This window comes from Oceanobacillus alkalisoli (genome assembly GCF_022213125.1).
GTDB lineage: Bacteria > Bacillota > Bacilli > Bacillales > Amphibacillaceae > Oceanobacillus > Oceanobacillus alkalisoli.
In genome coordinates this window covers 67,553-94,202 of the sequence record NZ_JAKNRA010000005.1, presented here as the reverse complement: position 1 = coordinate 94,202, position 26,650 = coordinate 67,553, and the positions used below count along the sequence as shown (strand labels likewise).

The 26,650-nt window shown below is 40.3% G+C and carries 30 protein-coding genes and 1 riboswitch; of the genes, 23 read left to right on the top strand and 7 right to left on the bottom strand.

Annotation, left to right across the window (positions count from 1 at the left end; translation table 11 throughout):
- Positions 1-17 precede the first annotated feature (17 nt).
- A complete protein-coding gene (panC, locus tag L3V42_RS08995) occupies positions 18-860 on the top strand; it encodes a pantoate--beta-alanine ligase (RefSeq protein WP_238471816.1) in 843 nt (280 codons plus the stop codon).
- A gap of 86 nt (positions 861-946) precedes the next feature.
- On the opposite strand, the gene L3V42_RS08990 is transcribed toward panC, so the two are convergent.
- On the bottom strand, positions 947-1,231 hold the full coding sequence (locus tag L3V42_RS08990; protein WP_235762918.1) for a DUF3784 domain-containing protein: 285 nt from the start codon (positions 1,229-1,231) through the stop codon (positions 947-949).
- A 466-nt stretch (positions 1,232-1,697) separates the two neighbouring features.
- Between L3V42_RS08990 and L3V42_RS08985 the strand changes: the two genes are divergently transcribed.
- From L3V42_RS08985 to L3V42_RS08955, 7 genes are all read left to right on the top strand, one after another.
- Entirely contained in the window at positions 1,698-1,970 is a 273-nt protein-coding gene (locus tag L3V42_RS08985) for a hypothetical protein (protein WP_238471815.1), read from the top strand.
- A 447-nt stretch (positions 1,971-2,417) separates the two neighbouring features.
- The gene (locus L3V42_RS08980; protein ID WP_238471814.1) at positions 2,418-3,887 is read left to right on the top strand and encodes an MDR family MFS transporter; all 1,470 of its coding nucleotides are present in this window, start codon (positions 2,418-2,420) and stop codon (positions 3,885-3,887) included.
- A gap of 58 nt (positions 3,888-3,945) precedes the next feature.
- A riboswitch (SAM riboswitch) is annotated at positions 3,946-4,049 on the top strand.
- Positions 4,050-4,135: 86 nt separating this feature from the next.
- Entirely contained in the window at positions 4,136-5,242 is a 1,107-nt protein-coding gene (locus L3V42_RS08975; protein WP_238471813.1) for a 5-methyltetrahydropteroyltriglutamate--homocysteine S-methyltransferase, read from the top strand.
- A gap of 386 nt (positions 5,243-5,628) precedes the next feature.
- Entirely contained in the window at positions 5,629-7,092 is a 1,464-nt protein-coding gene (locus L3V42_RS08970; RefSeq protein ID WP_238471812.1) for an Msr family ABC-F type ribosomal protection protein, read from the top strand.
- Between the two features lie 377 nt (positions 7,093-7,469).
- Positions 7,470-7,841, top strand: coding sequence for a hypothetical protein (locus L3V42_RS08965; RefSeq protein ID WP_235762913.1), 372 nt, complete (start codon positions 7,470-7,472; stop codon positions 7,839-7,841).
- On the top strand, positions 7,828-8,349 hold the full coding sequence (locus L3V42_RS08960) for an RNA polymerase sigma factor (protein ID WP_238471811.1): 522 nt from the start codon (positions 7,828-7,830) through the stop codon (positions 8,347-8,349). The genes L3V42_RS08965 and L3V42_RS08960 overlap by 14 nt, the downstream gene beginning before the upstream one ends.
- Complete coding sequence (locus L3V42_RS08955) at positions 8,346-8,588, top strand: hypothetical protein (RefSeq protein ID WP_235762911.1); 243 nt, start codon at positions 8,346-8,348, stop codon at positions 8,586-8,588. The genes L3V42_RS08960 and L3V42_RS08955 overlap by 4 nt, the downstream gene beginning before the upstream one ends.
- Positions 8,589-8,651: 63 nt before the next feature.
- Here L3V42_RS08955 and L3V42_RS08950 read toward each other — a convergent pair whose 3' ends face one another.
- Together L3V42_RS08950 and L3V42_RS08945 are read right to left on the bottom strand one after the other, a co-directional pair.
- The gene (locus L3V42_RS08950) at positions 8,652-9,284 is read right to left on the bottom strand and encodes a GNAT family N-acetyltransferase (RefSeq protein WP_238471810.1); all 633 of its coding nucleotides are present in this window, start codon (positions 9,282-9,284) and stop codon (positions 8,652-8,654) included.
- Between the two features lie 273 nt (positions 9,285-9,557).
- Positions 9,558-9,884, bottom strand: coding sequence for a four-helix bundle copper-binding protein (locus L3V42_RS08945; protein ID WP_235762909.1), 327 nt, complete (start codon positions 9,882-9,884; stop codon positions 9,558-9,560).
- A 165-nt stretch (positions 9,885-10,049) separates the two neighbouring features.
- Here L3V42_RS08945 and L3V42_RS08940 point away from each other — a divergent pair, with 165 nt between their 5' ends.
- The 9 genes from L3V42_RS08940 to L3V42_RS08900 all read left to right on the top strand — a co-directional run bounded on the left by L3V42_RS08940 (position 10,050) and on the right by L3V42_RS08900 (position 19,624).
- The gene (locus L3V42_RS08940) at positions 10,050-10,985 is read left to right on the top strand and encodes an ABC transporter permease (RefSeq protein WP_238471809.1); all 936 of its coding nucleotides are present in this window, start codon (positions 10,050-10,052) and stop codon (positions 10,983-10,985) included.
- A 1-nt stretch (position 10,986) separates the two neighbouring features.
- Positions 10,987-11,937, top strand: a complete 951-nt coding sequence (locus L3V42_RS08935) for an ABC transporter permease (RefSeq protein WP_238471808.1) — start codon at positions 10,987-10,989, stop codon at positions 11,935-11,937.
- Between the two features lie 8 nt (positions 11,938-11,945).
- Positions 11,946-12,950 (top strand): ABC transporter ATP-binding protein, encoded by a 1,005-nt coding sequence (locus L3V42_RS08930; protein ID WP_238471807.1) that lies wholly within the window; start codon positions 11,946-11,948, stop codon positions 12,948-12,950.
- Between the two features lie 19 nt (positions 12,951-12,969).
- The gene (locus L3V42_RS08925) at positions 12,970-14,646 is read left to right on the top strand and encodes a peptide ABC transporter substrate-binding protein (RefSeq protein WP_238471806.1); all 1,677 of its coding nucleotides are present in this window, start codon (positions 12,970-12,972) and stop codon (positions 14,644-14,646) included.
- Between the two features lie 362 nt (positions 14,647-15,008).
- Positions 15,009-15,932, top strand: coding sequence for a S66 peptidase family protein (locus L3V42_RS08920; protein WP_238471805.1), 924 nt, complete (start codon positions 15,009-15,011; stop codon positions 15,930-15,932).
- Positions 15,933-15,947: 15 nt separating this feature from the next.
- Entirely contained in the window at positions 15,948-16,958 is a 1,011-nt protein-coding gene (locus tag L3V42_RS08915; protein WP_238471804.1) for an ABC transporter ATP-binding protein, read from the top strand.
- A 503-nt stretch (positions 16,959-17,461) separates the two neighbouring features.
- The gene (locus tag L3V42_RS08910; protein ID WP_235762902.1) at positions 17,462-18,016 is read left to right on the top strand and encodes a histidine phosphatase family protein; all 555 of its coding nucleotides are present in this window, start codon (positions 17,462-17,464) and stop codon (positions 18,014-18,016) included.
- Positions 18,000-18,884 carry an ABC transporter ATP-binding protein gene (locus tag L3V42_RS08905; protein WP_238471803.1) on the top strand — a complete coding sequence of 295 codons (885 nt, stop codon included), beginning with the start codon at positions 18,000-18,002 and terminating at the stop codon, positions 18,882-18,884. Before L3V42_RS08910 ends, L3V42_RS08905 begins: the two co-directional genes overlap by 17 nt.
- 35 nt (positions 18,885-18,919) lie before the next feature.
- On the top strand, positions 18,920-19,624 hold the full coding sequence (locus L3V42_RS08900) for a hypothetical protein (RefSeq protein WP_238471802.1): 705 nt from the start codon (positions 18,920-18,922) through the stop codon (positions 19,622-19,624).
- A 135-nt stretch (positions 19,625-19,759) separates the two neighbouring features.
- Here L3V42_RS08900 and L3V42_RS08895 read toward each other — a convergent pair whose 3' ends face one another.
- From L3V42_RS08895 to L3V42_RS08885, 3 genes are all read right to left on the bottom strand, one after another.
- Positions 19,760-20,008, bottom strand: coding sequence for a hexameric tyrosine-coordinated heme protein (locus L3V42_RS08895; protein WP_235762899.1), 249 nt, complete (start codon positions 20,006-20,008; stop codon positions 19,760-19,762).
- Between the two features lie 75 nt (positions 20,009-20,083).
- Positions 20,084-20,398, bottom strand: a complete 315-nt coding sequence (locus tag L3V42_RS08890) for a DMT family transporter (RefSeq protein WP_238471801.1) — start codon at positions 20,396-20,398, stop codon at positions 20,084-20,086.
- Between the two features lies 1 nt (position 20,399).
- The gene (locus tag L3V42_RS08885) at positions 20,400-20,756 is read right to left on the bottom strand and encodes a DMT family transporter (RefSeq protein ID WP_235762897.1); all 357 of its coding nucleotides are present in this window, start codon (positions 20,754-20,756) and stop codon (positions 20,400-20,402) included.
- Between the two features lie 131 nt (positions 20,757-20,887).
- On the opposite strand from L3V42_RS08885, the gene L3V42_RS08880 reads away from it, so the two are divergent.
- From L3V42_RS08880 to nadX, 4 genes are all read left to right on the top strand, one after another.
- Positions 20,888-21,433, top strand: coding sequence for a DUF4256 domain-containing protein (locus L3V42_RS08880; protein ID WP_235762896.1), 546 nt, complete (start codon positions 20,888-20,890; stop codon positions 21,431-21,433).
- Positions 21,434-21,584: 151 nt separating this feature from the next.
- A complete protein-coding gene (locus tag L3V42_RS08875) occupies positions 21,585-21,914 on the top strand; it encodes a PadR family transcriptional regulator (RefSeq protein WP_235762970.1) in 330 nt (109 codons plus the stop codon).
- Positions 21,898-22,653 (top strand): DUF1129 family protein, encoded by a 756-nt coding sequence (locus L3V42_RS08870; protein WP_238471800.1) that lies wholly within the window; start codon positions 21,898-21,900, stop codon positions 22,651-22,653. Before L3V42_RS08875 ends, L3V42_RS08870 begins: the two co-directional genes overlap by 17 nt.
- A gap of 161 nt (positions 22,654-22,814) precedes the next feature.
- A complete protein-coding gene (gene nadX / locus L3V42_RS08865) occupies positions 22,815-23,591 on the top strand; it encodes an aspartate dehydrogenase (protein ID WP_235762894.1) in 777 nt (258 codons plus the stop codon).
- A 481-nt stretch (positions 23,592-24,072) separates the two neighbouring features.
- Here nadX and L3V42_RS08860 read toward each other — a convergent pair whose 3' ends face one another.
- Positions 24,073-24,390 carry a hypothetical protein gene (locus L3V42_RS08860; protein WP_238471799.1) on the bottom strand — a complete coding sequence of 106 codons (318 nt, stop codon included), beginning with the start codon at positions 24,388-24,390 and terminating at the stop codon, positions 24,073-24,075.
- 602 nt (positions 24,391-24,992) lie between these two features.
- Here L3V42_RS08860 and L3V42_RS08850 point away from each other — a divergent pair.
- The gene (locus L3V42_RS08850) at positions 24,993-25,742 is read left to right on the top strand and encodes a DeoR/GlpR family DNA-binding transcription regulator (RefSeq protein WP_235762892.1); all 750 of its coding nucleotides are present in this window, start codon (positions 24,993-24,995) and stop codon (positions 25,740-25,742) included.
- A complete protein-coding gene (gene pfkB, locus L3V42_RS08845; RefSeq protein WP_238471798.1) occupies positions 25,739-26,641 on the top strand; it encodes a 1-phosphofructokinase in 903 nt (300 codons plus the stop codon). The genes L3V42_RS08850 and pfkB overlap by 4 nt, the downstream gene beginning before the upstream one ends.
- The last annotated feature ends 9 nt before the right edge of the window (positions 26,642-26,650 follow it).

The window sequence follows — 26,650 nt, the reverse complement described above, 5'->3', positions numbered from 1 at the left end:
TAAAGGAGCTATGTATCATGCAAATTGCATCAACCATCAAGGATGTTAAAGATGTGGTGAAAAAGTGGAAAGAAGAAGGCTATACCATTGGCTTCGTACCGACAATGGGATTTTTGCACGAGGGACATGGAAGTCTGATTACTGCTGCAAGGGAAGCGAATGAAAAGGTGATTGTTAGTATTTTTGTCAATCCCATGCAGTTTGGGCCAAATGAGGATTTTGATAGTTATCCCCATGACTTAGACAGGGATAGTAAGATTTGCGAGAACCTAGGAGCGGATCTTATTTTCCATCCGACACCAGAAGAGATGTATCCGGAAGCTTTTTTTACGTATGTTGATATGTCTGTATTGACGGAAGAACTCTGCGGATTAAACCGCGAGGGTCACTTCCGTGGGGTCTGTACAGTCGTGAACAAATTGTTTAATATTACACAGCCGGACCGTGCGTATTTCGGTGAGAAAGATGCGCAGCAACTGGCGATTATCAAGCAAATGGTTAAAGACTTATGCATGAATGTGGAGGTCATCGGTTGTCCGACGGTCCGGGAGGAAGATGGCTTGGCAAAGAGTTCCCGTAATACATATCTTTCTCCTGAAGATAGGGAGGCGGCTTTGATTGTAAGTAATACTATTTCTTTTGGCGCAAACTTGGTAAAAGAGGGAGAAACAGATGCAGAGAAATTGATTGCTGCAATGAAAGCGCATCTCAAAACTGAACCGAAAGCAGAGATTGAATATGTGAAAGTAGTGGATGGTGAAACCTTGCAACCAACTTCAACGATTCAAACCCAAACTTTAGTTGCTGTAGCGGTACATATTGGAAAGACAAGACTAATTGATAATTTCAGTGTTCGGTAAGTAAAAGACCTAAATTGAAAAGAAGGGGCATAGCGTATTATAGATGATTAATCGTTATGTTCCCTTTCAACTAACCTAGTCGTTAATTAGTCGAGCAACTTTCTATTAATAACTAGATAGGTAATGGATAATAGAACCAGCATCGCAACTACAAGAACAGTTGCTTCGTGTGGATAATCAATAAAGCTATGAATCATTACTGAAAAACCTAAAAGCAGAAAGAATAGTCCGCCTGTGATTTTCCCTAATAAAAATTTATTCTTAATGTTTTTTTCATTAAATCCAGCTAATAGCCATGTTTGTTTTTTTACAGCCACCAGGTAAGAAATAAGTAAAAGGGCTATACGAATCATGAATAATCCGTAGTTCATCCTTCAGCCTGCTTGAACAGTGCACTAGTTAGAATACCAAATAGTATCCCTCTTCGCACGCCAACCGAAAATTGCGCACCGCCCCTGGACAGCCTCGCACGCTAACCGAAAATTGCGCACCGCCCCTGGACAGCTTCGCACGCTAACCGAAAATTGCGCACCGTCCCCGGACAGCCTCGCACGCTAACCGAAAATTGCGCACCGCCCCCGGACAGCCTTGCACGCTAACTAAAAATTGCGCACCATCCCTGAATGACGAACTTCTTCCGAGGAAACTCATCAGCTGCTCTAGAAAGCGAGGGGTGTCTGGACTGCGGATCCTAAAACAAAACACTCACGCTGAATGAAAGCAATTACTAATTCTCTTTTTTATTATCAGGTGTTGGGGGTTGAGTTAATAACAATCGAAACCTTTGGTTAAGCTATTATTAATACTAGCTTGATCAAATGACTCTGAGGTGATGATATGTTCCTGTCAGGAAAGATTATATCAGGAGAATTTGACGGCAATGCGAATGAGTTTTCTATACAAAAAATAAAACATCTAACGACACAAACAACGATAAATGAAAAACAGTTAGAAAGGCTTTATCATTATCTGAAAAACCACCAAAAAGATACAGAAGACCACGTCATTACGTTGTATGATCAACTGCCTATCCGATTGAGCCAGGAAGAAATGAACCTACTTGTCGATGACCTTGAGAAAGTGCAGGAAATGTACCTTGACACATTCTGAATGACCGATTATAATAAGAATGATTTTTACAAGAAGAAGGAGCATTACTGAAAAAATGAGACAACAATTCCTAACTTTGAACCAATAATTGAATATGGTCAAAGACTCTGTTTGTGCTGCGGAGTAATTGGGATACGTCTGTCCTTTATTCATAATTTTATATCAAGTTATGGAATAGTTATATACTTTATAATGAACCCTACGGATAATTCGATGCATTGGTGGAAAGGCGGCTTTGTTCTGTCTTTCCTTTTTAGTTTTAGTGGCCCCCATGTATTTAAGATGTATCCCTTACTTTCAACCACAGGCAGCTGCTTGTGATTTTTTATTTTGAACAAACGATTGAAGGAGGAATTTTTTTGCAGATTTTATTATTCTTTTGATGTGAAAAAGTAACTGAAAAACATAGATATACGATACATTAAAATAAAATTAGAGGTAAAAATAATGAGCAAATCAAAAGAAAAAAATTATGAATTTCTATCAGAAGATCCGAATGTCAAAACATTGCCGCTTATGGCAGCGTTGATCATCGGAGCATTTTTCGCGATATTGAATGAGACACTGTTGAATATTGCGCTCACGACGTTAATGGCAGAGTTCGGTATTACGCTACCGACTGTACAGTGGGTCGCAACAGGATTTATGTTAATGATGGGGATTGTTATACCAGTATCTCCATTATTTATGCAATGGTTTACGACAAGGCAGCTTTTCATTGGGACGATGACGGTCTTTACAATTGGTACAACGATAGCGGCAATCGCGCCGACATTTTCCGTCTTGCTTACTGGCCGGTTGATTCAGGCGGTCGGTACTGGAATGTTGATGCCGATTATATTCAACGTCTTTTTACTTGTGTATCCTCCACATAAAAGAGGGAAAATCATGGGAATTGTTGGGTTAGTTATTATGTTTGCACCTGCAATCGGACCAACACTTTCGGGAGTTATCGTTGATTACTTGGGTTGGAGATTTTTATTTATCTCTGTCCTCCCATTTGCTGTATTTTCGATTCTTTTTGCCTTGAAATATTTGGTGAATGTATCGGAAGTGACGAAACCGAAGATCGATTGGCTCTCCATTGTCTTTTCAACGGTAGGTTTTGGTGCAACAATATACGGATTCAGCTCGGTTGGAGAGAGTGAGGCAGGGTTTTTAACACGTGATGTTTTAACTGCAATTATCATTGGGGTGATTGGAATCATTCTCTTTGCCATCAGACAATTTAAGCTGGAAGAACCGTTGATGGACTTGCGCGTGTTCAAATTGCCGATGTTCACGCATGCAGTAATCATGTTCATTATTATTGTGATGACGATGTTTGCCTCAGAACTTATCTTACCGGTGTTCATGCAGGGACCAATGGCTCTTGCACCAGCAATGGCTGGAATGCTGCTGCTCCCGGGAAGTATTTTAAACGGGATTATGAGCCCATTTATGGGCGCTTTATTCGATAAAGTTGGTCCTCGGGTGATGATGATACCTGCGACAATTGTGCTTGCCGGGACGATGTTTATGTTCAGCCGAATGACAGCTGATACGCCGCCTTGGGTAATAATCGTTGGATTTATGCTCATTATGCTTAGCGTATCTGCAACGATGATGCCAGCTGAAACGAATGGATTAAACCAGCTGCCGAAGCGGTTATATCCACACGGTACGGCTGTTATGTCTACGCTGCAGCCATTAAGCGGTGCAATTGGAGTCTCCGTATTTATTAGTATTCTGAACTCCAGACAGGCAAGTTATCTGGCAGGAGTTGCGGACCCAACGTCAGCCCAATCGCTAAGTCAAGCGATGGTTGTTGCGGTAGAACATGTCTACTTTATTATCTTTATCATTACGCTTGTTGCTGTCGTCTTGTCCTTTATTGTTTACCGGGCACGTCCGATTGAGGAAACGAATATTAAATAAAGGTTGACAATTATCTAAAAGCTATGTAGAGTATAGCTAATAACTTAATAAGCAAATTTTCTTATCGAGAGAAGTGGAGGGACTGGCCCTGTGAAGCTTCAGCAACAGACATTTATATGTACTGTGCTAATTCCAGTAGCATTATAAGCTTGAAGATAAGAAGAGTAGACACGATACTAGAATCCTCTTCTTATTTTAAAGAAGGGGATTTTCTTATTTAGTTAAAAAATATAACGAAAAGGGGCAGTATGATGACAACACTTACGAAAGCGCCATTCAGAGCAGATCATGTTGGAAGTTTATTAAGACCAGAACGGATTAAACAAGCAAGGGCAGATTTTCAAAATAACAAGATTTCAGCAGAGGAATTATATGCGATTGAAACGGAGGAAATTACCGGAATTGTTGATAAGCAGATTGAAGTTGGTTTAGAGGTTGTAACGGATGGAGAATTCCGTCGCAGATTCTGGCACACTGATTTCCTTGAGCATTTAAATGGCGTGGAAGGTTATGTTCCTGAGCATGGTTATAAATTTAAAGGGGTAGAAACGGAAAAGTACACGATTCGGAATAATGGAAAAGTGTCATTCAACCCGAACCATCCGTTTATCGAGGACTTTAAAGTGTTTAATCAAATCGTCGATGGGCGTGCAGTCGCAAAACAAACAATTCCGAGCCCGAATCAGTTGTTCCACCCTGGTATGATCGATGAGACGGTTTACTCTGATATTGAAGATTATGCAAAAGATGTTATTCAAGCGTACCGGGATGCGATTCAAGCGTTTTACGATGCGGGAGTCCGCTACTTGCAATTGGATGACGTATATATTGCGGGGCTTTCTTCTCCGGAAAAGGAATTCCCAGAAGAAGGCTACTCGAGAGAACAATACATTGACTTAGCTCTCCGCGTAATTAATGGAGTGTTAGATGAAAAACCGGCGGATTTAACCGTTACAACGCACTTATGCCGTGGGAATTACCAGTCTACATACATGTTCGGTGGTAGTTATGATTTAATCGCACCAACCTTGCTTGCAAAAGAAAAAGTGGACGGATTCTTCCTGGAATATGATGACGAGCGTTCCGGGGATTTCAAAGCACTCGCTCATATCCCTAAAGGTGGGCCGCAAGTGGTGCTTGGCTTGGTTACTTCGAAATCAGGTGAACTTGAAGATAAGGAAGAGCTGAAAGCACGGATTAAGGAAGCAACACAATATATTCCAAAGGAGCAGATTTGTTTAAGTCCCCAATGCGGGTTCTCATCAACCCACCACGGGAATAAATTAACGGAAGAGCAGCAGTGGGAGAAATTACGTTTTATCGTTGAGTTATCCAAGGAAATCTGGGAAGATTAATAAAGGGAATTTGATTTTTCTAATAGAAATATGTATTATAGGAACTATAAATCTTAAATGTCAAGGAGAATGAATGAAAATGAGACTACGATTCCAAACTTTGAACCGGTAACTAAATACGTTCAAAGACTTTGCTTATTTAAGCAGAGTAAATGGGATTAGTCTGTCCTTTTCATTAATCTTCATTTTTATATGTTATTTGTTATCAAGAGGAAGGCGGCTTATTCTGCCTTCTTTTTTTGTGCGTTTTTTACTGAAAGATGGAGTACAGGAGGAAAATTATATGCAAATGTTATTATTCTTTTAATACGAGCTCGCACTAAACTTGAGCTCGTATCGATCCTAGCTATCGATACGAAATAGAACAATTTCGGGAGGTAGCAAAGATGGAAAAAATATGTTTTGAATTAGAAAATATAGCGTTAACTTATTTTGACCAAACGATAGTAGAAATTGAACGTTTAGCAATCCACCAGTTTGATCGGATTGGAATCGTCGGGAAAAATGGTGCAGGAAAGAGTACGTTATTGAAGTTGCTTGCTGGAATGATTCAGCCAGCACGTGGCAAGGTGCATCGTCATGCAGACTTTGCCTATTTTGACCAATTGTCGGAACCGGAGCAAAGTGAAGTTGATTATGAATTGATCGGGAAATTAGCGATTCCGGAGACTTCAATTGATCACTTCAGCGGCGGGGAGCAGACAAGATTGAAGCTGGCACAAATTTTTTCCGATTATCACGAAGGCTTACTGCTGGATGAGCCGACGACACATCTTGATGCAGACGGAACTCAGTTTTTTATTGATGAATTAACGTACTACTATGGTGCCCTTGTGCTTGTAAGTCATGACCGTTATGTGCTTGACAAGCTAGTGAACAAGATTTGGGAAGTGGAGGACGGTCGTGTAAAAGAGTATACAGGAAATTACTCGAACTATACCGCGCAAAAAGAACAGGAAAGAAGTCAGCAAGCGGAAGAACGTGAAAAGTATCTAAAAGAGAAATCACGCCTCTTGAAAGCGGCCGAGGAAAAGATGAAGAAGGCAGAGAAGATAACCGAAGCCAGCAGCCGAACGTCTAAAAAGGAAACAAAAGCAAAGGCGAATCGAATGTTTGAGACGAAATCAAAAGGCACAAGCCAAAAATCCGTCGAGCGAGCAGCAAAAGCACTGGAAAAAAGGGTCGAACAACTGGATGAAATCGAAGCGCCAAAAGAAGAACAAATCATCCGTTTCCACCAAACGAAAGCACTTGAGCTTCATAATAAATTCCCAATCATGGCAGATCGCTTGAAGCTGCAGGCAGGGGGAAAGACATTACTTGAAGAAGCGAGCTTTCAATTCCCGCTTGGTAAGACGATTGCAATCACGGGAAAGAACGGTTCTGGAAAAACAACCTTACTCCGCCATATAATGAACCAAGGCGAGGGGCTGACCATCTCTCCGAAAGCTGTATTCGGAGTTTATGAGCAGCTGGACTATAAATTTACGAAAGATGCAACCGTCATCGATTATATGAAAGATCATAGCGATCACGCAGATAGTAAAATCCGTTCCGTTCTGCATGCTATGAATTTTACAGGTAATGACTTGAAGAAAAACATCAGAGATTTGAGTGGGGGAGAAGCAACTCGTTTAGTGCTCTGTCAGTTGTTTTTAGGCAGGTATAATCTATTGATTTTGGATGAGCCGACGAACTTTCTGGATGTGTTTTGTATTGAAGCGTTGGAGCGGTTTTTAAAAGGTTACGAGGGAACCGTTCTTCTTGTGTCGCATGACCGGACCTTTGTTCAACATGTGGCGGATTGTGAGTATCGTTTGGAAGGTAAGAAGTTAAATTTAACAATATAAGAGCTTTAAAGTTATGTTACTCAAATCCCGCTTTTGTCCGATAGATCTCTTCTATGAGCCACTTTCCATGGTGTTATAACCGTTTGTGTCTCGTAGAGCTCATTTATGAGGCATTTTCATGGATTTATAGCCGCTTGTGTCTCATAGAACTCATCTGTGAGCCACTTTCATGGATTTATAGCCGGACGTGTCTCATAAAACTCATCTGTGAGCCACTTTCATGGTTTTATAGCCGGATGTGTCTCATAGTTTCGCCGCCCACCAAGTCCAAGTCATAATTACAAGGAAAACATTTAATAAAATTAAAGAATAATCGAACCTTTTCATCCTAATTATTGTATAAGAAAGTAAAGGATGAAAAAGGAGTTTGATAATCGATGGCGTTAGGCTGGTTAATAAGCAGTGTTGTGGCTGCAATTTTAGGGGCGATTTTCGTTATAATCATAGCTACAATGAATAAAAAGGTCGTCCGAAACAGATTGGGGAATATTGACTTTAAGAAATCCGATATTTATTTCCAGTGGACGAGATGGGATTATGTCATCATTATCGCTGCTAGTTATACATTTTTATGTATAACAGGCCTGTTCGTATTTTTGTTGCGGGGTGATAATATCGATAGCCCTTGGATACAATTTTTTATTCATCAAACCTTTGTGTTTTCTCTAATCACGTTTATTTGGTTCGTCACGAGAATTGCATATGTCTTTAAAGGAATCAAAGAGCGGTGGTCCGATGAATTCGAATAAGGAAATCAATTCCCATATGGAGAAGCAAGATCCGTACCCGGTAGAAACACTTTTTGTAACTTATAAAACTGCCATCTACCAATTCGTCTATAGATATTGTCAAGATGAGCAAATGAGCTTTGATCTTGTGCAAGATACATTTATCCGCTATTCTAAATACCAAGAACACTTTGATGAGAAAAAGTCGAGTATGAAAACTTATTTATTTCGGATGGCCTACCAGCTTATGATCAACCGGTTGAATAAACGGAATCGGATGAAGAAATTATTGCCCTTCTTATATATTCAAAATCAAAGGGATAACGTCTCGACAGAAGAGAAACTGACCGTTCAAGCAGCAATACAACAATTACCAGCTGAACAACGGGCTGTTATTTTATTAACCTACTATCATGATTTAACTCAAAAGGAAATATCCGAGATTCTTGGCATCCCTTTAGGTACAGTGAAATCGCGTCTGCATGCTTCGTTAAAGAAGTTAAGGAAAATGTTGGAGGTGGGCGAATGAGTAAGAGTAAAAGTGAATTTCCGGATGAGCTTAAAAATAAATTGGATGAGTTTCAGGTGAGAGCACCAGATATTCCATTAAAAAGGAGTAGGTGGGAACGTCTTGCCAATTGGATTCATGCGCCGGCAAAGAACCCGCTGGATGTGCTTCGTGTCAAAGGAGATTCCATCATAAAAGTCGTCTTGTATCCATCGGTTCTCATCTTTCTTATTTGTTTAGCACCGAGTCTATTGATTTGAAGGTAGGAAGCATTAAGGTGAATAATGGAATAGGGCACCTAGTTAGAGGGTGCCCATTTTATTTTACGTGTGTTTTTTATGCAAGATATGCTCTTGTTTCCCGACTAAAGCCCCGCTTCTTCTCACCAGCTCCAATTGATTACGCCATTTGAAACGTAAGAGAAATAAAATGAGCATTCCTTTCCTTGTCTGGGGTACGAAGCTCTGATAATTGGTTTCCTCTCTTCCGCCGAATCCTTTTTTGAACTTATTTATATTTTGCTCTTCTTCATTTTTTTCATTGATTGACAGGCCCAGGAAGTCATACACTTGATAACCGGCTTGTTTAAAAAATAATATATCATTCCAGTGTAAGTAACGGTTTGCGCGTCCGATATGCAGCGGCGGGATATCTTCTTCGACGAAACGCCCTGAACAAGAGTACAGCATGGTCGAACGATTGCCGTCGATGATATAAAGATGGCTGGCCAGTATCCGATTATCTTGATGGTGAACATAGCTGATGACAAGATTTCCATTCTTTTTAAGTGCTGCAACCTTATCATTGCGGCAGAGCTCAATTCCTTTGGCGGCCGCAAATGGGTTAAAGAAAGAAGCAAACTCTTCGACGTCTTTTTCTGAAGGAGCCGTAAGATAACGGACACGTAAATCGTCTCTTCCAGCCTTGTTGATTTGATATCGAGTTGTTCTGTTCATCTCCTTCCGCAATTGGTTCTCTGATTTATGCAGGTCGATGCAAAGGGTTTTTACTTTTTTTATGGAGCGTTAATGGCTTGTTTGCCTCAACAAGATAATCCGATTGCTGAAAATAGCAATGTACATCCGCTTGCGGCATATTTTCCTCATCTTTAAACGAACCATATATATCATTCATTGTGAAAAAATATTACTTCCATTGGATAATCATTTTCCGACCCCTTCCCATTCTTTTTTCATAGCTTGATAACCTAATGTCTCCAGCTTTTTTGATTATGCAATCTTTTTACAAGCATCCGCACATTTGAAACAAGCTTCAGCACATTTCTGGCAGTGTTCATGATCATGTTTCTTACACTCATTTCCGCATGCCTCACATACTTTCGCACAAAGAGCAGCAATTTCAGATATAAATGGTGTGTCCCTAGCTAAAGCTTGTTCAAAGTAGGCGCAGATTTCCGCGCATTCCCTGTCCAAGCGGATGCACTCCGCCATCATTTTCACGTCATCTTCCTTCAAGCATGCATCAAAACAATGGTTACATGCCATCACGCATTCATGCAGTGTCTCGATCAATTCTTGATGTTGTACATGTGACATTTCTTAACCCTCCTAAATAGTCTATAGTTATATTTTTCCCAAAAACGTTTTAAGTAAACGGAAATTACTCGCTGGCCCGAAACAAGCATTCATTTATATAGAAGTACAAGCATATAGTGTATTAGACAAAACTAGAGCCTAGCTCTTGCGCGGGAGTTGGAGCCCATGTTCAAATACATTTTAAAAAAATTGCTTATGATGCTGTTCACATTGTGGATCATCATCACGTTGACCTTTGTATTAATGTTGTCGGTTCCAGGTTCACCGTTCAACAGTGAAAGCAGCTCGAATGAAATTGTACAGCAGAATCTGAAGAAGCATTATAATCTCGATCAACCTATAGCCGTCCAGTATGTCCTTTATTTAAAATCAATCATCACCTTAGAATTCGGTCCGTCCATCAAACAGCCGAACCAGACGGTAAATGATTTATTAGGAAGAGGTTTTCCTATCTCTGCAGAACTCGGACTTGTAACAATCATCGTTGCGCTTATTTCTGGAATTGCGATTGGGATACTCGCCGCACTCCGGCATAACCGGATAATCGATTATATTGCGATGGGGATTGCTGTTCTCGGAATCTCGATTCCAAACTTCATACTTGCGACATTATTAATTCAACAACTAGCCGTTAACTGGAGCATTTTCCCGGTAGCGACATGGCAAGGCCCGCTCTATATGGTACTTCCGGTGTTGGCGCTTGCGACCGGTCCGATGGCAATTATCGCCAGACTTACGAGATCAACGATGCTTGAAGTATTGACGCAGGATTATATAAAGATGGCCAAAGCAAAAGGACTAGCCCCTTGGAAAATCATTGTGAAACATGCTCTCAGGAATGCGCTCATGCCAGTCGTCACCATTATGGGAACATTACTTGTCGGGATTATGACTGGCTCCTTCGTCATTGAGCAAATTTTTGCCATCCCGGGTATGGGGAAATACTTCGTGGAAAGCATCAATCATCGGGATTTCCCGGTCATTATGGGAACAACCGTATTTTACAGCTCATTCCTCATCATCATGCTCTTTCTCGTGGATATCGCTTACGGAATAATCGATCCAAGAATCAAAGTAAACAAGAAGGAAGGGGAGGAATAACATGCATGACCAGTATCCCCGGGAAGTTACAAGAAACAATGTGCCAGATGAGTGGTTTACCTGGCGCAAGCAGAATAAAAAAGAACAGGAACAATTAGCAAGACCATCCCTCTCCTACTGGAAAGATGCCTGGCGGAGGTTAAAGAAAAATTATTTAGCCATGTCTGGTATGGCATTCATTATTATACTAGTGTCCATGGCAATCTTTGGTCCGATCCTTTCCCCTTACGAAGCAAATATGGGAGTGTTATCCGAGCAATACCAGCCACCATCTGCTAAACATTGGTTTGGGACGGACAATGCAGGCAGAGATGTGTTCACACGGACGTGGCAGGGGGCAAGAATTTCTCTTTTCGTTGGGTTTATGGCGGCATTAATTGACGTCACCATTGGCATTATTTGGGGAGGTATCTCAGGGTACAAAGGTGGGCGTACTGATAACTTTATGATGCGGATTATTGAGATTCTTTACGGAATTCCTTATTTATTAGTCGTCATTTTATTACTCGTCGTCATGGGACCCAGCTTAATGACGATTATTATAGCTCTCACCGTCACTGGCTGGGTCGGGATGGCACGGATTGTGCGGGGACAGGTCATGCAGATTAAGAACTATGAGTACATTCTTGCTTCACGATCATTCGGTACAAAGCAATCTCGGATTATCCGGCGGGGACTTCTGCCGAATACAATGGGTCCAATCATCGTGCAAATGACGTTGACGGTTCCATCTGCCATCTTTGCAGAAGCATTTTTAAGTTTTATCGGCCTTGGGATATCCTCACCGAATGCAAGTTGGGGAGTGATGGCGAGTGATTCCCTTGGTGCTATCCTTTCAGGAAACTGGTGGACATTATTCTTTCCCGCCTTTTTCATCTCGGTTACGATGTTTGCTTTTAATGTTTTAGGTGATGGATTACAAGATGCACTCGATCCGAAATTAAGAAAGTAGGTGGAGGGATGCAAAAAATACTTGAAGTCAATAATCTGCACGTCACCTTCACAACTTATGGCGGTACCGTTCAAGCAGTAAGGGGCGTGGACTTTCATTTAAATAAAGGGGAAACACTTGCAATTGTTGGAGAGTCGGGCTGTGGTAAAAGTGTTACTGTAAATGCCGTAATGCGTCTTATCCCAAATCCTCCTGGAAAAATTACGAAGGGAAAAATTTTATTTAAAGATCAAGATTTAACGGAATTGAAAGAAAAAAGGATGCGTGCAATCAGAGGTGTAGATATATCGATGATTTTTCAGGATCCAATGACTGCACTCAATCCGACGTTAACGATTGGCACTCAACTGAAAGAGGGGGTGAAACAGCATCATAGCATTTCGGATAAGGAAGCAGAGAAGCGGGCGCTTGAAATGATGAAACTTGTGGGGATTCCGAATCCAGAAGAAAGGCTGAAACAATACCCGCATCAATTCAGTGGCGGCATGCGGCAGCGAATTGTCATCGCGATTGCCTTGATTTGTGAACCAGAGCTTCTCATTGCGGACGAGCCGACGACCGCTCTTGATGTTACAATTCAAGCGCAGATATTAGAACTATTTGAAAAAATCCAGAAAGTAACCGGCATTTCTATTATCCTTATTACTCATGATCTTGGTGTTGTTGCGAAAATTGCTGATCGAGTTGCCGTTATGTATGCCGGTAAAATCATTGAAACTGGGACGAAGCGGGAAATTTTTTATAATCCACAGCATCCCTACACAAAAGGTCTGCTTCATTCGGTTCCTCGCTTAGATAGAAAAGAGAAATTACAGCCAATCGAAGGGACCCCGCCAGATCTTTTCTCACCTCCATTAGGATGTCCATTTACAGCAAGGTGTCCGTTTGCTATGGAAGTGTGTGATAAAGTATACCCGAAAACCGTTAACCAGAGTGATTCCCATGAAGTGGATTGCTGGCTGCAGGATGATCGGGCGAAGAAATTGCTGACAACAGCGGACAAAGACAAGTAAAAATACGAGGGGGATACGAATGAAAAAGCTACTTATCTATCTATCGGCGGTATTTATGTTTTTATTCCTGGCTGCATGTACAGCGACAGATGACCCAGAAGGGGAAGCTGAGCCAGAGGAACAGGAAACAGAAAAAACGTTTGCCGAAGAGGAAGAGAATGAGACTACGGAAGAGGAAACTGCGTTGGGTGAGAATGTGTTGCGATTGAACAATGGAACAGAACCGGCTTCATTAGATCCGTCGATTGGTTTTGACGCAGTATCTTGGGATCCGCTCAATAATTTAATGGAAGGGCTGACTCGCTTAGATCAGGAACATTTGGCAGGACCTGGGGCAGCAGAGAGTTGGGATGTTTCGGATGATGGATTAACATACACATTTCATTTACGGGAAAATGCGAATTGGTCGAATGGTGATCCTGTTGTAGCTGCAGATTTTGAGTATGCGTGGAAATATATGCTGAATCCAGAGACTGCCTCACCGGCAGCGTTCTTAGGCTATTTTATTGAAGGAGCTGAAAGCTATAACAGTGGTGAGGGTTCAGAGGATGATGTGAATGTAACGGCAGTTGATGAGAAGACACTCGAGGTCGTGCTTGAACAACCGACAGGGTTTTTCCTCGACTTACTGACGAACCCGGCATTTTTCCCAATTAATCACAAGATAGCAGAGGCAGATCCGAATTGGCATGCTGAGGCCGAAACCTTTGTAGGAAATGGTCCATTTACATTGGAAGAGTGGAAGCATGATGAAGAAATGTTGTTTGCAAAAAATGAGCATTATTGGGACGCGGATGCCGTGAAATTGAATAATATCCACTTTGCGATGGTAAATGATACGAATACACAATATCAGATGTTTGAAGCGGGTGAGCTTGATACCGCAAGCATTCCACCAGAGTTATCTGATCAGCTGATTGATGGGGACAATGTATTTATAGGACCGTATGGTGGATTAGAGTTTTTCCGATTTAATGTAGAAATGGAACCATTCCAAAACAAGAAAATCCGCCAAGCATTCTCACATGCAATCAATCGGGCTGACATTGCTGAATTTGTCGTGAAAACAGGGGTAGAACCTGCCTATGGATTCATTAATCCGGGTTACACAAGTCCGACAGGCGAAGATTTCCGTGATGTAAATGGCGAACTTGTCACTTTTGATCCGGATCAAGCGAGGCAGTTGCTCGAAGAAGGTATGGCTGAGGAAGGGTATGAAGAATTGCCGGAGATCACATTAAGCTATAACACGAGTGATACGAATAAAGCGGTGGCAGAAGCACTGCACGGAATGTTTAACGAACACTTAGGTGTTGAAGTTACGTTGGAAAATCAGGAATGGAACGTATTTGCAGAAGCACAGCAGGCACTCGAACTGCAGCTTTCCCGTAGTTCTTTCATTAACGACTACAATGATCCGGTCAACTTCCTTGAGAGTTTCATAACTGATTCGTATATGAACCGTACCGGGTTTTCCAGCCCAGAGTATGATGAGCTGATTGCGAAAGGTAAATCTGAAGTAGATGAAGAGAAGCGCTGGGAGTATTTATATGAGGCAGAAAAAATGCTCGCTGATGAAATGATTGCTGCACCTTTACGCTACTATAATACTGTTGTGCTTGAAGCAGATGGAGTAGAGGGAATTCTTCGTCACCCGGTTGGGTACTTTGATTTGAAATACGCGGAGAAGAAATAAGATTTGTTTGATTGAGGGATGGCTCATCTATGGGGTGAGCCTCCCTTAATAAATTATTGGAATTCTAAAGTCGTAGGGGATCCGGCATTAGTGTACTTTGGTCGATGAAGGGTGCTCTAATTGCTTGAATCGCCGATGCTTTGCTTGCTTCGGTCGATGAGAGGTGCTTTAATTCCTTCAAACGTTAACATTCTGCTCGTTTCAGTCTATAAGAGATACCCTAATTACCTGAACCGGCATCATTTATAACTTTTCACAGTATGAGAGCAAGTTGGAACGATTGGAAGGAGCAGCATATGGGACATAGAAAATATTTTAAACTAATAAAATACGTCTATAACCTTTAGAAAGAAGGTGTTCTTATGCTACTGCCAAAGGCATTAAAAAAAGGTGATACGATTGGAATCATTGCCCCGGCAAGTCCGCCAAATATGAAGCGCTTAGGGAAAGCGATTCCTTTTTTCACGAATTTCGGTCTTCGGGTAAAAGTTGGGAAAAATATTGCAAAAGTATCTGGCTATTTAGCTGGAACAGACGAGGAACGATTAGCTGATTTTCATGAAATGATAGCGGATGAGGAAGTGAAAGCAATTATCATTGCCCGCGGTGGCTATGGCACACCTAGACTTGCTTCATCTCTTAATTATGATTTAATAGCCAGCCATCCTAAAGTCATTTGGGGCTATAGTGATATTACGTACTTACATGTAGCAATCCAACAAAAAGCAGGACTCGTCACATTTCATGGCCCAATGCCTGCTTCAGATTTAGCATCCCCTGATATCGAGGAGCGAACTCTTGCATCCTTCTCACAGCTATTGAGACCGACCAGCTTGCAGTATAGTGAAAATCTTTCATCACTAGAAGTGCTTAGAGTAGGAGAAGCAAGCGGGAAATTGGTCGGGGGAAATCTGACATTACTCACAAGCACTTTAGGAACACCTTTTGAAGTCGACACAGCTGGAAAAATTTTATTTATAGAAGATGTGAATGAATCGCCTTACCGGATTGACTCCATGCTGAATCAATTGAAACTTTCCGGTAAGCTCGCACAAGCAGCTGGGGTGGCTATTGGCTCCTTTACCCAAATTAAGGCAAATAGCACATCATCCTACACCTTAGATGAAATTTTTCACCATTATTTAAGCGATTTGCCCCTACCTGTAATGAGTGGATTTGAAATTGGACATTGTTCCCCTAATATTGGTATTCCACTCGGTGTTCCAGCGACGATGAATACTCAAACAAAAACATTATCGATGATGCCTGGAGTCAAAGAAAACTAAGACGGAGGAGTGACGATGGCAGAGGAGAAAATATTAAAGATAAACAACTTAAAGAAGTATTTCAGCCTCGGTAAAAACCGTATGTTAAAAGCAGTTGATGATGTAACGTTTCATATAAATAAAGGAGAAACATTTGGACTAGTAGGCGAATCGGGCTGTGGGAAATCAACAATCGGCCGGACAATCATGGGACTTTATCAGGAGACGGCGGGCAATGTATTATTTAGTAATAACAATGTACATGAATTAACGGATAAAGAATTATTTATACTCCAGAGACAGATGCAAATGATTTTTCAAGATCCATATGCATCACTGAATCCGCGTTCTACAGTCCGAGAGATAATTTCAGAGCCGATGGAAGTCCATCAATTGTATAAGAGAAAAAAGGAACAAAATGAAAAGGTGTATCAATTACTCGAGGAGGTTGGTTTAAACCGTGAGCATGCCAATCGCTACCCCCATGAATTTAGTGGTGGACAGCGCCAGCGGATTGGTATTGCCCGAGCTCTTGCGTTAGATCCGGATTTCATCATTGCTGATGAACCAATTTCAGCACTTGATGTTTCCGTACAAGCGCAAGTTGTAAATCTATTAAAAGAGCTGCAGGAAGAGAAAGGTCTTACATTCCTATTTATCGCCCACGATCTTTCCATGGTGAAACAAATTTCAGACCGGATTGGAGTCATGTACTTAGGACGTTTAGTAGAACTGACAAGTAGTGAAACACTTTATGAACAACCACTTCATCCTTATACGCAAGCTTTGCTATCCGCAATACCTATACCTGACCCAGATGTAGAAGCTTCCAGAGAACGAATTATTTTGCAAGGAGAACTTCCGAGTCCGGTTAACCCTCCAAGCGGCTGTGTTTTCCGTACGCGTTGTCCCTTTGCTATGGAAATTTGCGGAAAGGAAAAACCGGAGTGGAAGGAGGCGGGCGATAACCATTTTGTTGCTTGTCACTTGTTTCATGATGAGGTGAAAAATGAAAAGGCGAAGATGCCGACTGTGAATATAAAGTGAAACTTCACTCAGTGGGGGATGCCCCCCCAATGAGTGAAGTTTTGCTTTATTTAATCTCTTTCAAGTTTTTTCTAATAAGGAGTCTGGCTTTCTTTCTGGCTTGTTCTTATAATCGCTCGGTTTTTCCATAACAGTAACTGGGGAATCATGCGTCGGGGAGTAGACTTTTTTGCATCTTGTTAATAGCAATTTTAACACATCCTTTTATTGTTTTGGAGCTTTTCTGGATGTCTGTCTAGCTTTAGAATATCATATCCAGTAAATAAGAACAAGTGTTCCATATAAAAATTTATATTTCCAGTTTGACCCACTTTTTAAATTCATGTAGAGTTGTGGGAAAATAGAAATATATAATAGTTTTCGGAGGAGAGCTGGTAATTTCGTTGTTCACGTACTGGATATTTTCTGAGAAGATTTCATTCTCTGGCTGGCATATTTGGACATCATTGGCTTTGCTGAAGATGGATACTATGGGATGGTAAACGGAAGGATGAATGATCAACATGAATAAAAATATTTATATTGTGAGGCATGCAGAAGCAACCGGGCAGGAACCTGATGCAAGTTTAACGGAAAAAGGTTTCGGGCAAGCGGAAGAGCTGTGTGATTTGTTTACAGACATGAAAGTGGATAAGATAATATCAAGTCCTTATTTGCGTGCCGTTCAGACAATTGAGCCACTGGCGGAAAAACATCAATTAAAAATTGAGACAGATCCCCGGTTAAAGGAGCGTATATTAAGCTCGCAGTTCTTTCCTGACTGGCAGGTTAAACTTGAAGCCTCGTACGAAGACATGAATTTGAAATATGAAGGGGGAGAATCTGGAATTGAAGCGATGAACCGGATTGTAGAGATTGTAGAAGAGATGATTAGCAGTGATCTTGAAAATATCGTACTTGTTGCGCATGGTGGGATTATCTCTTTATTACTGCGTCATTATGATAAGACATTCGGTTTTGAACAGTGGAGAAAGCTCACGAACCCTGATGTGTTTTTATTAAATGTAATGAAAGATAATAGCCAATACAAACGGATATGGGATGATTGGAGATCGTGATGAAAATGGAGGGGGAAGTGCGGTAACAATGCTTGTTGAACTTAAAAACATCGGTAAAGCCTATGATAGAAAAAGTGTTTTAAAAAATATTTCACTAACTATCGGTAAACAACAAATCATTGCTATATTAGGTGGAAATGGGGTTGGGAAAAGTACATTATTGCGAATAGTAGCAGGAATGGAAAGACCTTCTTCAGGCAAGATGATTTTTCAAAACAAAAAAATAAAAATTGGATATGCTCCAGAAAGATTTCCAAAAAATATTCGTTTTACCCCTGAAGAATACTTAAATTATACGGGGAAGATCAGTGGAATGCCTAGGTCTATTATGCATAAATCTATCCCAGATTTGCTTAAACGTTTTAAACTGGAACAATTCAATGATCAATGGGTGATGAATTTATCGAAAGGGAACATCCAAAAAGTTGGAATTATCCAAGCCATTATAAAGCGTCCGGATTTGTTGATTCTGGATGAACCGTTGTCAGGTCTTGATTCCCTCGCTCAGCAAGAATTACTGCGAATTATGAAAGAGCTTAAAAAGGAAGGTACTACCATTCTACTTACTTATCATGAATCCAATCTATTTGAGAAGATGGTTGATGCTGCTTACTATGTAAAAAATGGGGTTCTTACAAAGACGATCGATATTGTAAAAGAGCCTATTAAGCTACTAGAAGTGGAACGCCTGGATGAATCGAATGTGGAAAAGTGGGATGAAATAATCAACATAGAGAAGAAGACAGATAAATTGTTACTGTATGTCCATGCGAAAGACAGTGACAAAGTATTGTATCGAATACTTCAATCAGAAGGAAGTATTAAACGTGTTGTAACAGTAGAAACACCAGGAGAAGATAATACATGATATCATGGCTTCCATCAATATAAGGAGCGGTTCAATTGAAAAATTTAATAAAATATACGTTACATGATTATATCCGTTCTCATAAATACTTCCCGCCTATTTCAACATTCATCATTATAATTTTTGTGTTTTATACATACACACCTAATCCGATTATTGACAGTTATGCCGTAACTGCAGTAGTTCTATATATTATATCTGCATGGGTTTGTTTGAGCATGCTACAACTTGATCCACCGGTTCAAAGACAATTAATGGCCATCCATGTAGGAAGCTGGAATCGTTACTATTTATCAAAGTTAGTCTCTGTTTTAGTCATCTCCATCATCCTTTCTGCTTTTGCTTTTTTATATCCAATTGTCTTTAAGATGTTTAGTGAGCCGGTTACCTTTACAACAGGACTCGTTACTTTCGCAAACCACATTATTTTGTCTATCTTAGGGATTAGTCTTGCAAGCTTATTTAGTAAAGTAATTATGAATAGCACAATTAATTCTTTTGGTGGCCTTACGCTAACTATCGTATTATCGCTGGCAGCCGTTGGAATTGAACGTGTCTTACCTCCATTTTTAAAAAATATTCTATGGATTCTTCCACCTGCAACGATTACACAAATACCATTATTAGATTGGAATGGTCGGTATATCGATAATCTTGCATTATTCCCTTTTATTTGGGTTATTATTTATTCATTTATAATCACTTTTTTATTTTTACAGCTAGCAAAACGGTTGCGCTAGACTTACTGTCGGGAAAACAAACATCCGTTATTTTCCTATAAGAAACATTCCACCCTTAATAAGGAAAATAAAACTAACCGATACAAAAAAGGAAGCTCCCCAAAACAAAAGGGATACTTCCTTCTTGAAAATGCTTTAAAAATGCACCTTCGTATTTGATTTCCAGTAGTCATTCGCAGCGGCAACCGTTTGATAATGAATTGCAATTACCTCGGAGGCAGCGATAAGATTATCTGGATTTCTTGAATACTTGGGACGTATCTTTTTCCGGATGGTTTCTGATGGCTGTGTATACTCAATCCCTTTTTGCGCCAGGAGGATGGCCAATTCGAAACCTTCCTGGGGCGTGTTTGTTTTTAAGCTTCTCAGCCACTTCTTCTTCATGAGCTCCCAACTCCTATTCTCGTGATAATGACCCAATATAGCTTATTAAGTTGAGAGACTCTTTGTTCCTGGCTTTTAAGAAACCAGCTTTAAACCAACCGCACCACTAATAATACATAGGAGAAAAAGAACCCGCTTTAAATTCATCGCTTCTTTAAAGAATGTAACTCCCATGATTACTGCACCTGTAGCCCCAAGCCCTGTCCAAATCGCATAGGCCGTTCCGAGTGGTATGTCACGCATGGCAAGTCCGAGGAAATAAAAGCCGAGGGAAAAACACACAACCAATACGAAAAGCCAACTCCATGATCTCCTTTTTAAATACATATTAATACTTGCAACCCCGAAGATTTCACCGAAGCTTGCAAGAAATAAATAAAACCAAGCCATTTTACACATCCCCCTCTTTTGTCGAAAGCGAATCATCGGACTGATCCTTTTCCCCTGTCGTTAATTGAATGCCGACCACACCAATGATGATGAGAAAAATAAAGAAACCTTTACCTATTGTAAAAGCCTCACCAAGAAAGGAGAAGTCTATGATGGCAATTGCGGCAGCCCCGGAACCTGTAAATGTGGCATAGACTGAACCTGAAGGAAGCACTTCACATGCTTTGATCACAAAGTAAAAGCTAAATATGATTGCGATCACTGTCCCAGTCCACATCCAGAAATTATCCGAGTACTTTAAACCGAGCACCCATACTACTTCAATAATTGCAGCGAATAAAACATATGTCCATCCCATGATAGGGAACCTCCTTGTAGCTAAACTAATTACTACTATCTTAACGACAGAATTGGGAAAAAGTCTATTAAATCAGTTTCAGGTCGGATATAATGATTCATAAAGAAGAATGAACGAAAAGGAGTATTAGCATGACAAACAATCATAATGAACAGCTTCTCCATGCGTTGGAAGAACGCTTTAAAGCGAATATGCACCGTCACGAGAATTTGAATTGGGAAGAAATAGCTGCCAAGTTGCAGAAGTTACCTGAAAAGCTAAAGTCCCTAGAACAAATGGAAGCTACAGAGGGAGAGCCAGATGTCGCCGGATATGATGAAGGTACAAAAGAGTATATTTTCTATGATTTCTCGAAAGAAAGTCCTAAAGGGCGTAGAAGTGTCTGCTACGACCGTGCGGCTTTGGAATCCCGGAAAAAGTACCCACCAAAAACGAGTGTCATGGACATGGTAGAAGAGATGGGCATTGAGTTATTATCTGAAGAGGAATATCGTAAATTACAGGAACTTGAGGTAGTTGATCAGAAAACATCAAGTTGGGTGAAGACCCCAGCGTCGATTCGTGAGCGCGGCGGGGCGATCTTTTGTGATTACCGGTATGGTCAAGTCTTTGTTTACCATAATGGGGCGGATTCTTATTATGGTTCTCGCGGGTTCAGAGGGTTGCTCCGCGTTTAATTGAAGAAATCAGTGTAAGATTGAAAAAGAGTGGCGGGCTGTTTGGGTCTTCCGTTTTTTCTTTAAAAGCTACCTTGCATTACACTATATTGTATTGTAAGATAGTGGTAACAAATCAATTGAGGTGACCACCTTGTCAACAACAACACAGATGCTGAAAGGACTACTGGAGGGGAGTCTGCTTGCTTTAATCGCAAAAGGGGAGACTTATGGCTACGAAATGACGGAAAAATTGCAGGAGCATAACTTTGCCGTAGTAAGTGAAGGCAGTATTTATCCGGTTCTTATGAGACTGCAGAAAAATAACTTTGTAACCTCTGTTTTAAGAAAATCGCCGAACGGCCCGAAGCGAAAGTATTATTCGATAACGGACGAAGGGTTGGAAGAACTGGAACGATTTAAAGAACATTGGGAGAGACTGTCCAGTGGGGTCTTTTCATTACTTGAAGAAAGGGATGAGGGGAATGACGAGGTTATCTAAAGAGGCCGAACGATTTATTATCGAACTGCGAATGTATTTACTCTCAAAAGGGAAAAACGAAAAGGAAATGGATGAAATCATTGTTGAACTGGAAGATCATCTTATACAAGCCGAGGCAGAAGGGAAAAGTGTCAAGGACGTTACCGGGGATTCACCAAGGGAATATATGAAAAGTATTGGTGAGGAATTAGGTTTCGATGCCAGGCAATTTATCATATTAGCACCAATGTCAGCTTTACTGATTCTCGCTTTTCTTTTGTTAACACCAGCCTTATGGGGAGACTTTACATTGTCTAAAGTCGGACTATGGGGAATGGGTATTGCTACAGTTCTTTCATTTACTCTTTATGGCTTTTTATTTGTAAAGGTTTTACCGAGATTTTTTCATTCGAAAGGATTTTACCTTATTGCCGGACTCGCTTATCTGCTTGTATTCGGTATTTTTATCATCGTAGAAATTCTTGATAAAAATCCATTTTTTATCGCAACACCAATGCAAAATAATTTAATCGTAATCAGCTGTATCACCATCTTCATCATTTGGGCAATTTATGCCAAATCATGGATCACCATTATTGTGCCATTCTTTATGTCGTGGGGGCCGATCGCAGACAGATTCATTCCGGCACATATTAACGAAGATCCCGTTTTTATTACGCTGACTATTTTCTTATTCGTCACTATCACCGTAGCTGTAATATACTTCATTTACCGCAGCAGCAAGAGAAAAGAGATATAAGCGGGTAGGGGGTCAGAGCAACTGTCCCAGATACGGCGTGGCTCAGTGATCAAAAATGGATCTCAAAATTATTGAAAGCCACGGCCACGGATAGCCCCTTCCAATGCTCTATCTTCCGCCTCGGAACTTATCTCAACTCACTAAATCATAGGAGGGTTACCATGAATATCGGTTTAATTGGCGCTGGAGCTATTGCGAACTTTTTATTAAAAGAAATTAACGATGCTGGACATGAGCAACTCAGGATTACGAGTGTTTACGTGCGTAACAGAGAAAAATATCAGGGATTGGAAGCTGAATTTGGCGTAAAGCTTTATACCGACTTTGATACATTCTTGGAATCGGACATTGATCTAGTTGTGGAAGCGGCGAATGTGGACGCTGTACGAAACTTGCTCCCAGCTACAATCAAAAAGAAGAGCGCTGTGTTAATTAGTATTGGTGCACTAGTTGATGAAACACTATTGACCGAGATTACCGAGCTTGCGAGTAGACATCATCATGTCATCCACCTACCATCCGGAGCAATCGGCGGTCTTGATTTATTGCAAAATGCTCATGCATTGAAAGTAGTGAAGAAGGTTTCGCTAACAACAAGAAAACCAGCTCATACTTTGATGGACGAGGCGGTAACAGAGGAAACGATTCTATTTGAAGGAAACGCAGCAGAGGCGATTAAACAATTTCCGAAAAATATCAATGTCTCGATTGTCCTCTCCCTTGCTGGCTTGGGAATAGAGCGGACAAAGGTGCGCATTATTGCTGACCCGCATATTGAGAAAAATATCCATCAGATTGAAATGGCCGGGGATTTTGGAGAGACAACTTTTACAATCAAAAATAACCCGCTTCCATCCAATCCGAAAACGAGTTATTTGGCAGCGATGAGCATATTAGGGACCTTGGACAGGCTCGGTAAGAATATAAGGATTGGCTAAGTGTAGCGGATTAATCAACCATTCATTGAGGGGATAAAAGCACCCTCAATGAATGAAGTTTCCTTTATCTTGGCGGACGGTTCTGCGGATATTTTTTATCATCTTTCATTGCGTTTAACTCTTCTTTACTCTTGTTCTTTTTCTTTTTGCCTTTACTCATTTGAATCACTCCTTTTATTCTTTATTTTGAGCCAATACAAATTTTCAATTCATATGAAAAAAAAGAATTAAAAAATACTACTATTAAAAGGTTGTTTTAGCAAACATTTAAACAAGAAAATGAAATAAATGAGGAAACAAAAAATATAGAATAAGCACGAGCGCGGATTGAAAATGAGGATTATAGCACCATAAATAAAATTCATTCAAAAGGTTACTGTTATTGGGAAACTACAAACCCTTCCTATCTCCACTTTTTTAGTTGTAAACATGAGGAAATAGAAAGGGGTTCATTTATATAGGGATTATGCAGCATGAGTGGTTACATTTGTTGTTGTTCGGAGATTTGGCGTAGTTTCTTTTCGTGTTGAGCATTTTTGCTTAATAGATAATCCACATTTTCATTTGTTTCATTCAATTCAGTACGGATTCCATCGACTTTTTTTCCAAGCTCGGTAATTTGATAGTCAACACGGGAGAAGCCCTTGTCCATCTTAGTTTCTAAGCTTTCTAAGCTTGTTTTCATGTCATTCATTTTAGATTCCAGCTCTGTTTTCAAACCATCCATTTTTTCATCAATATGTTGTGCATGAAGTTTAAATGCATGCAGTATTTCTTTTAAAACAGTTTCTTGTTCCATTCTTTTCACCTCCCTTGTACGATTATTATAGGCGATATCTCGTTATTTTGAAAGCGTTCAAATTCGAATGTTGCAAAACCGTCCCATACAACGCAGAATAATCTATTGTTTGTGAAATGCATATGCAGTTGGATATACTTAGGAGAAGTATTTAATTATAAAAAGGGGGAAAGTCCATTGTCATTCACCATCCGCAAAATGACGACAGCTGATATTCTAAGCGTTCAAGCAATCGCAAGAAAGACATGGAACGCAACCTATAAAGGAATTATTCCATCGGAAAATAAATCGATTTGAAGGAGTAAAAGAAATCTATCTAATCTATCTTAATGTAGAAAGAGATAATGGAATCGGAAAAACGTTTTACAAAGCAAATGGATTTAATGTAGTTGTTGAATTTGATGATAATTTCAATGGGCATATCTTAAAACACTCCGCATGGTTTTGGATACGGAATTATTTTTGGCAGATGGTGCATCTTAAGATGAAAGAATTGGAATAATAAACGGTAAAAAAGTCATTCTGTCATACACGTTGAACGACTTTTTGTGATTGATTATGACTGATTTTGGTGGTATTATAAGGTTAATGGAGGTGTTGTTATGTTAACGGAAGAGAGACATGCTTTCATACTGAATCAATTAAAAGAAAACAAAATTGTAAAGTCTCAGACGTTAATGAACAAACTCCAATGTTCAGAATCAACGATTAGAAGAGACTTAAGCGAGTTGGAAAATAAAGGGCTTCTTAAACGGATTCATGGAGGAGCAAGAAGTACATATCAGTTGGAAGAAGAATTATCAGTTTCCGAAAAATCATCCAAAAACATTCAAGAAAAGCAAAACATCGCCAAATTGGCTGCTTCCCTCGTGAGGGAAAATGATGTAATTTATATCGATGCGGGTACCACTACACTAGCAATGATTGATTTTTTAACAGCGAAAAATATTACTGTTGTGACGAATGGGGTTGCTCATGCATCCCTGCTTGCGGATAAAGCAATACAGACATTCTTGCTTGGCGGCAGAGTAAAATATTCTACAAAGGCGATTATCGGAACGGACAGCTTACGGGACTTGAAAAGCTATCAATTCAACAAAGCCTTTCTAGGCACGAATGGAATACATTCAGAATATGGCTACACGACACCAGACCCGGATGAGGCTGCACTCAAAAAAAACGCTATCACTCAATCTGCAATGGCTTATGTGTTAGCGGATGATTCAAAATGGGAGAAGGTGACATTTTCCAAGGTCGGAGATATCGAAGAAGCAATGATTATTACAAACGAAACAGAACGTTCATTAAAAACTTATCAAGAAAAAACAACTATATTGGAGGCGGAACAATGATCTATACCGTGACGTTGAATCCATCCATCGATTATATCGTGCAATTGGAGCAAGTGAATATTGGCGAATTGAATTATATGGATGGGGACTTCAAGCTACCTGGCGGGAAAGGAATTAATGTGTCGCGTATTTTACATGAATTAAAGACGGACACAAAGGCGCTTGGATTTTTAGGTGGTTTTACAGGTGATTTTATTGCGGAATGGCTTAAGCGTGACGGGATTGCCACTGATTTTACAAAAATTGCCAGCGATACACGGATTAATATCAAATTAAAAACGAATCCGGAAACGGAGATTAATGGAAAAGGGCCTGTCATCCAGTCTGAAGAAGCTGAAAAATTAATGGCAAAGCTTAAAGCGATTTCTTCTGATGACATCGTTATTTTATCGGGAAGCAAGTCACCCTCTTTGCCGGCTGATTTTTATGAAAGGATCATTCAAGAAATCGAAGCCCAATTTGTAATCGATACAACTGGCGATGATTTAGAAAAATCTTTATCCTACAGGCCGCTGCTCGTTAAACCGAATTTGCAAGAGTTGGAGCAATTATATTCCGTTAAGTTGACGGAAGAACAGGACATAATTGAAACAGGGAAAAGATTAATCGAGGCAGGTGCTCGTCATGCCATTGTTTCGATGGGCGCGGATGGCGCACTTTTGTTTACGGAAAATGCGGTCTACAAAGGAATCAGTCCTAAGGGTGAATTGAAAAATTCTGTCGGAGCAGGGGATTCCATGGTTGCAGGCTTCATTGGAGAATGCGTAAAGACGAAAGATATAGTTCAAGCCTTTAAAATGGGACTTGCTGCAGGAAGTGCAACAGCATTTTCTTATGATTTGGCGAAAGCGGATGAAATAAATGCTTTAATCAATCAAACGACAGTAACAAAACTTTAAAAGGAGTGA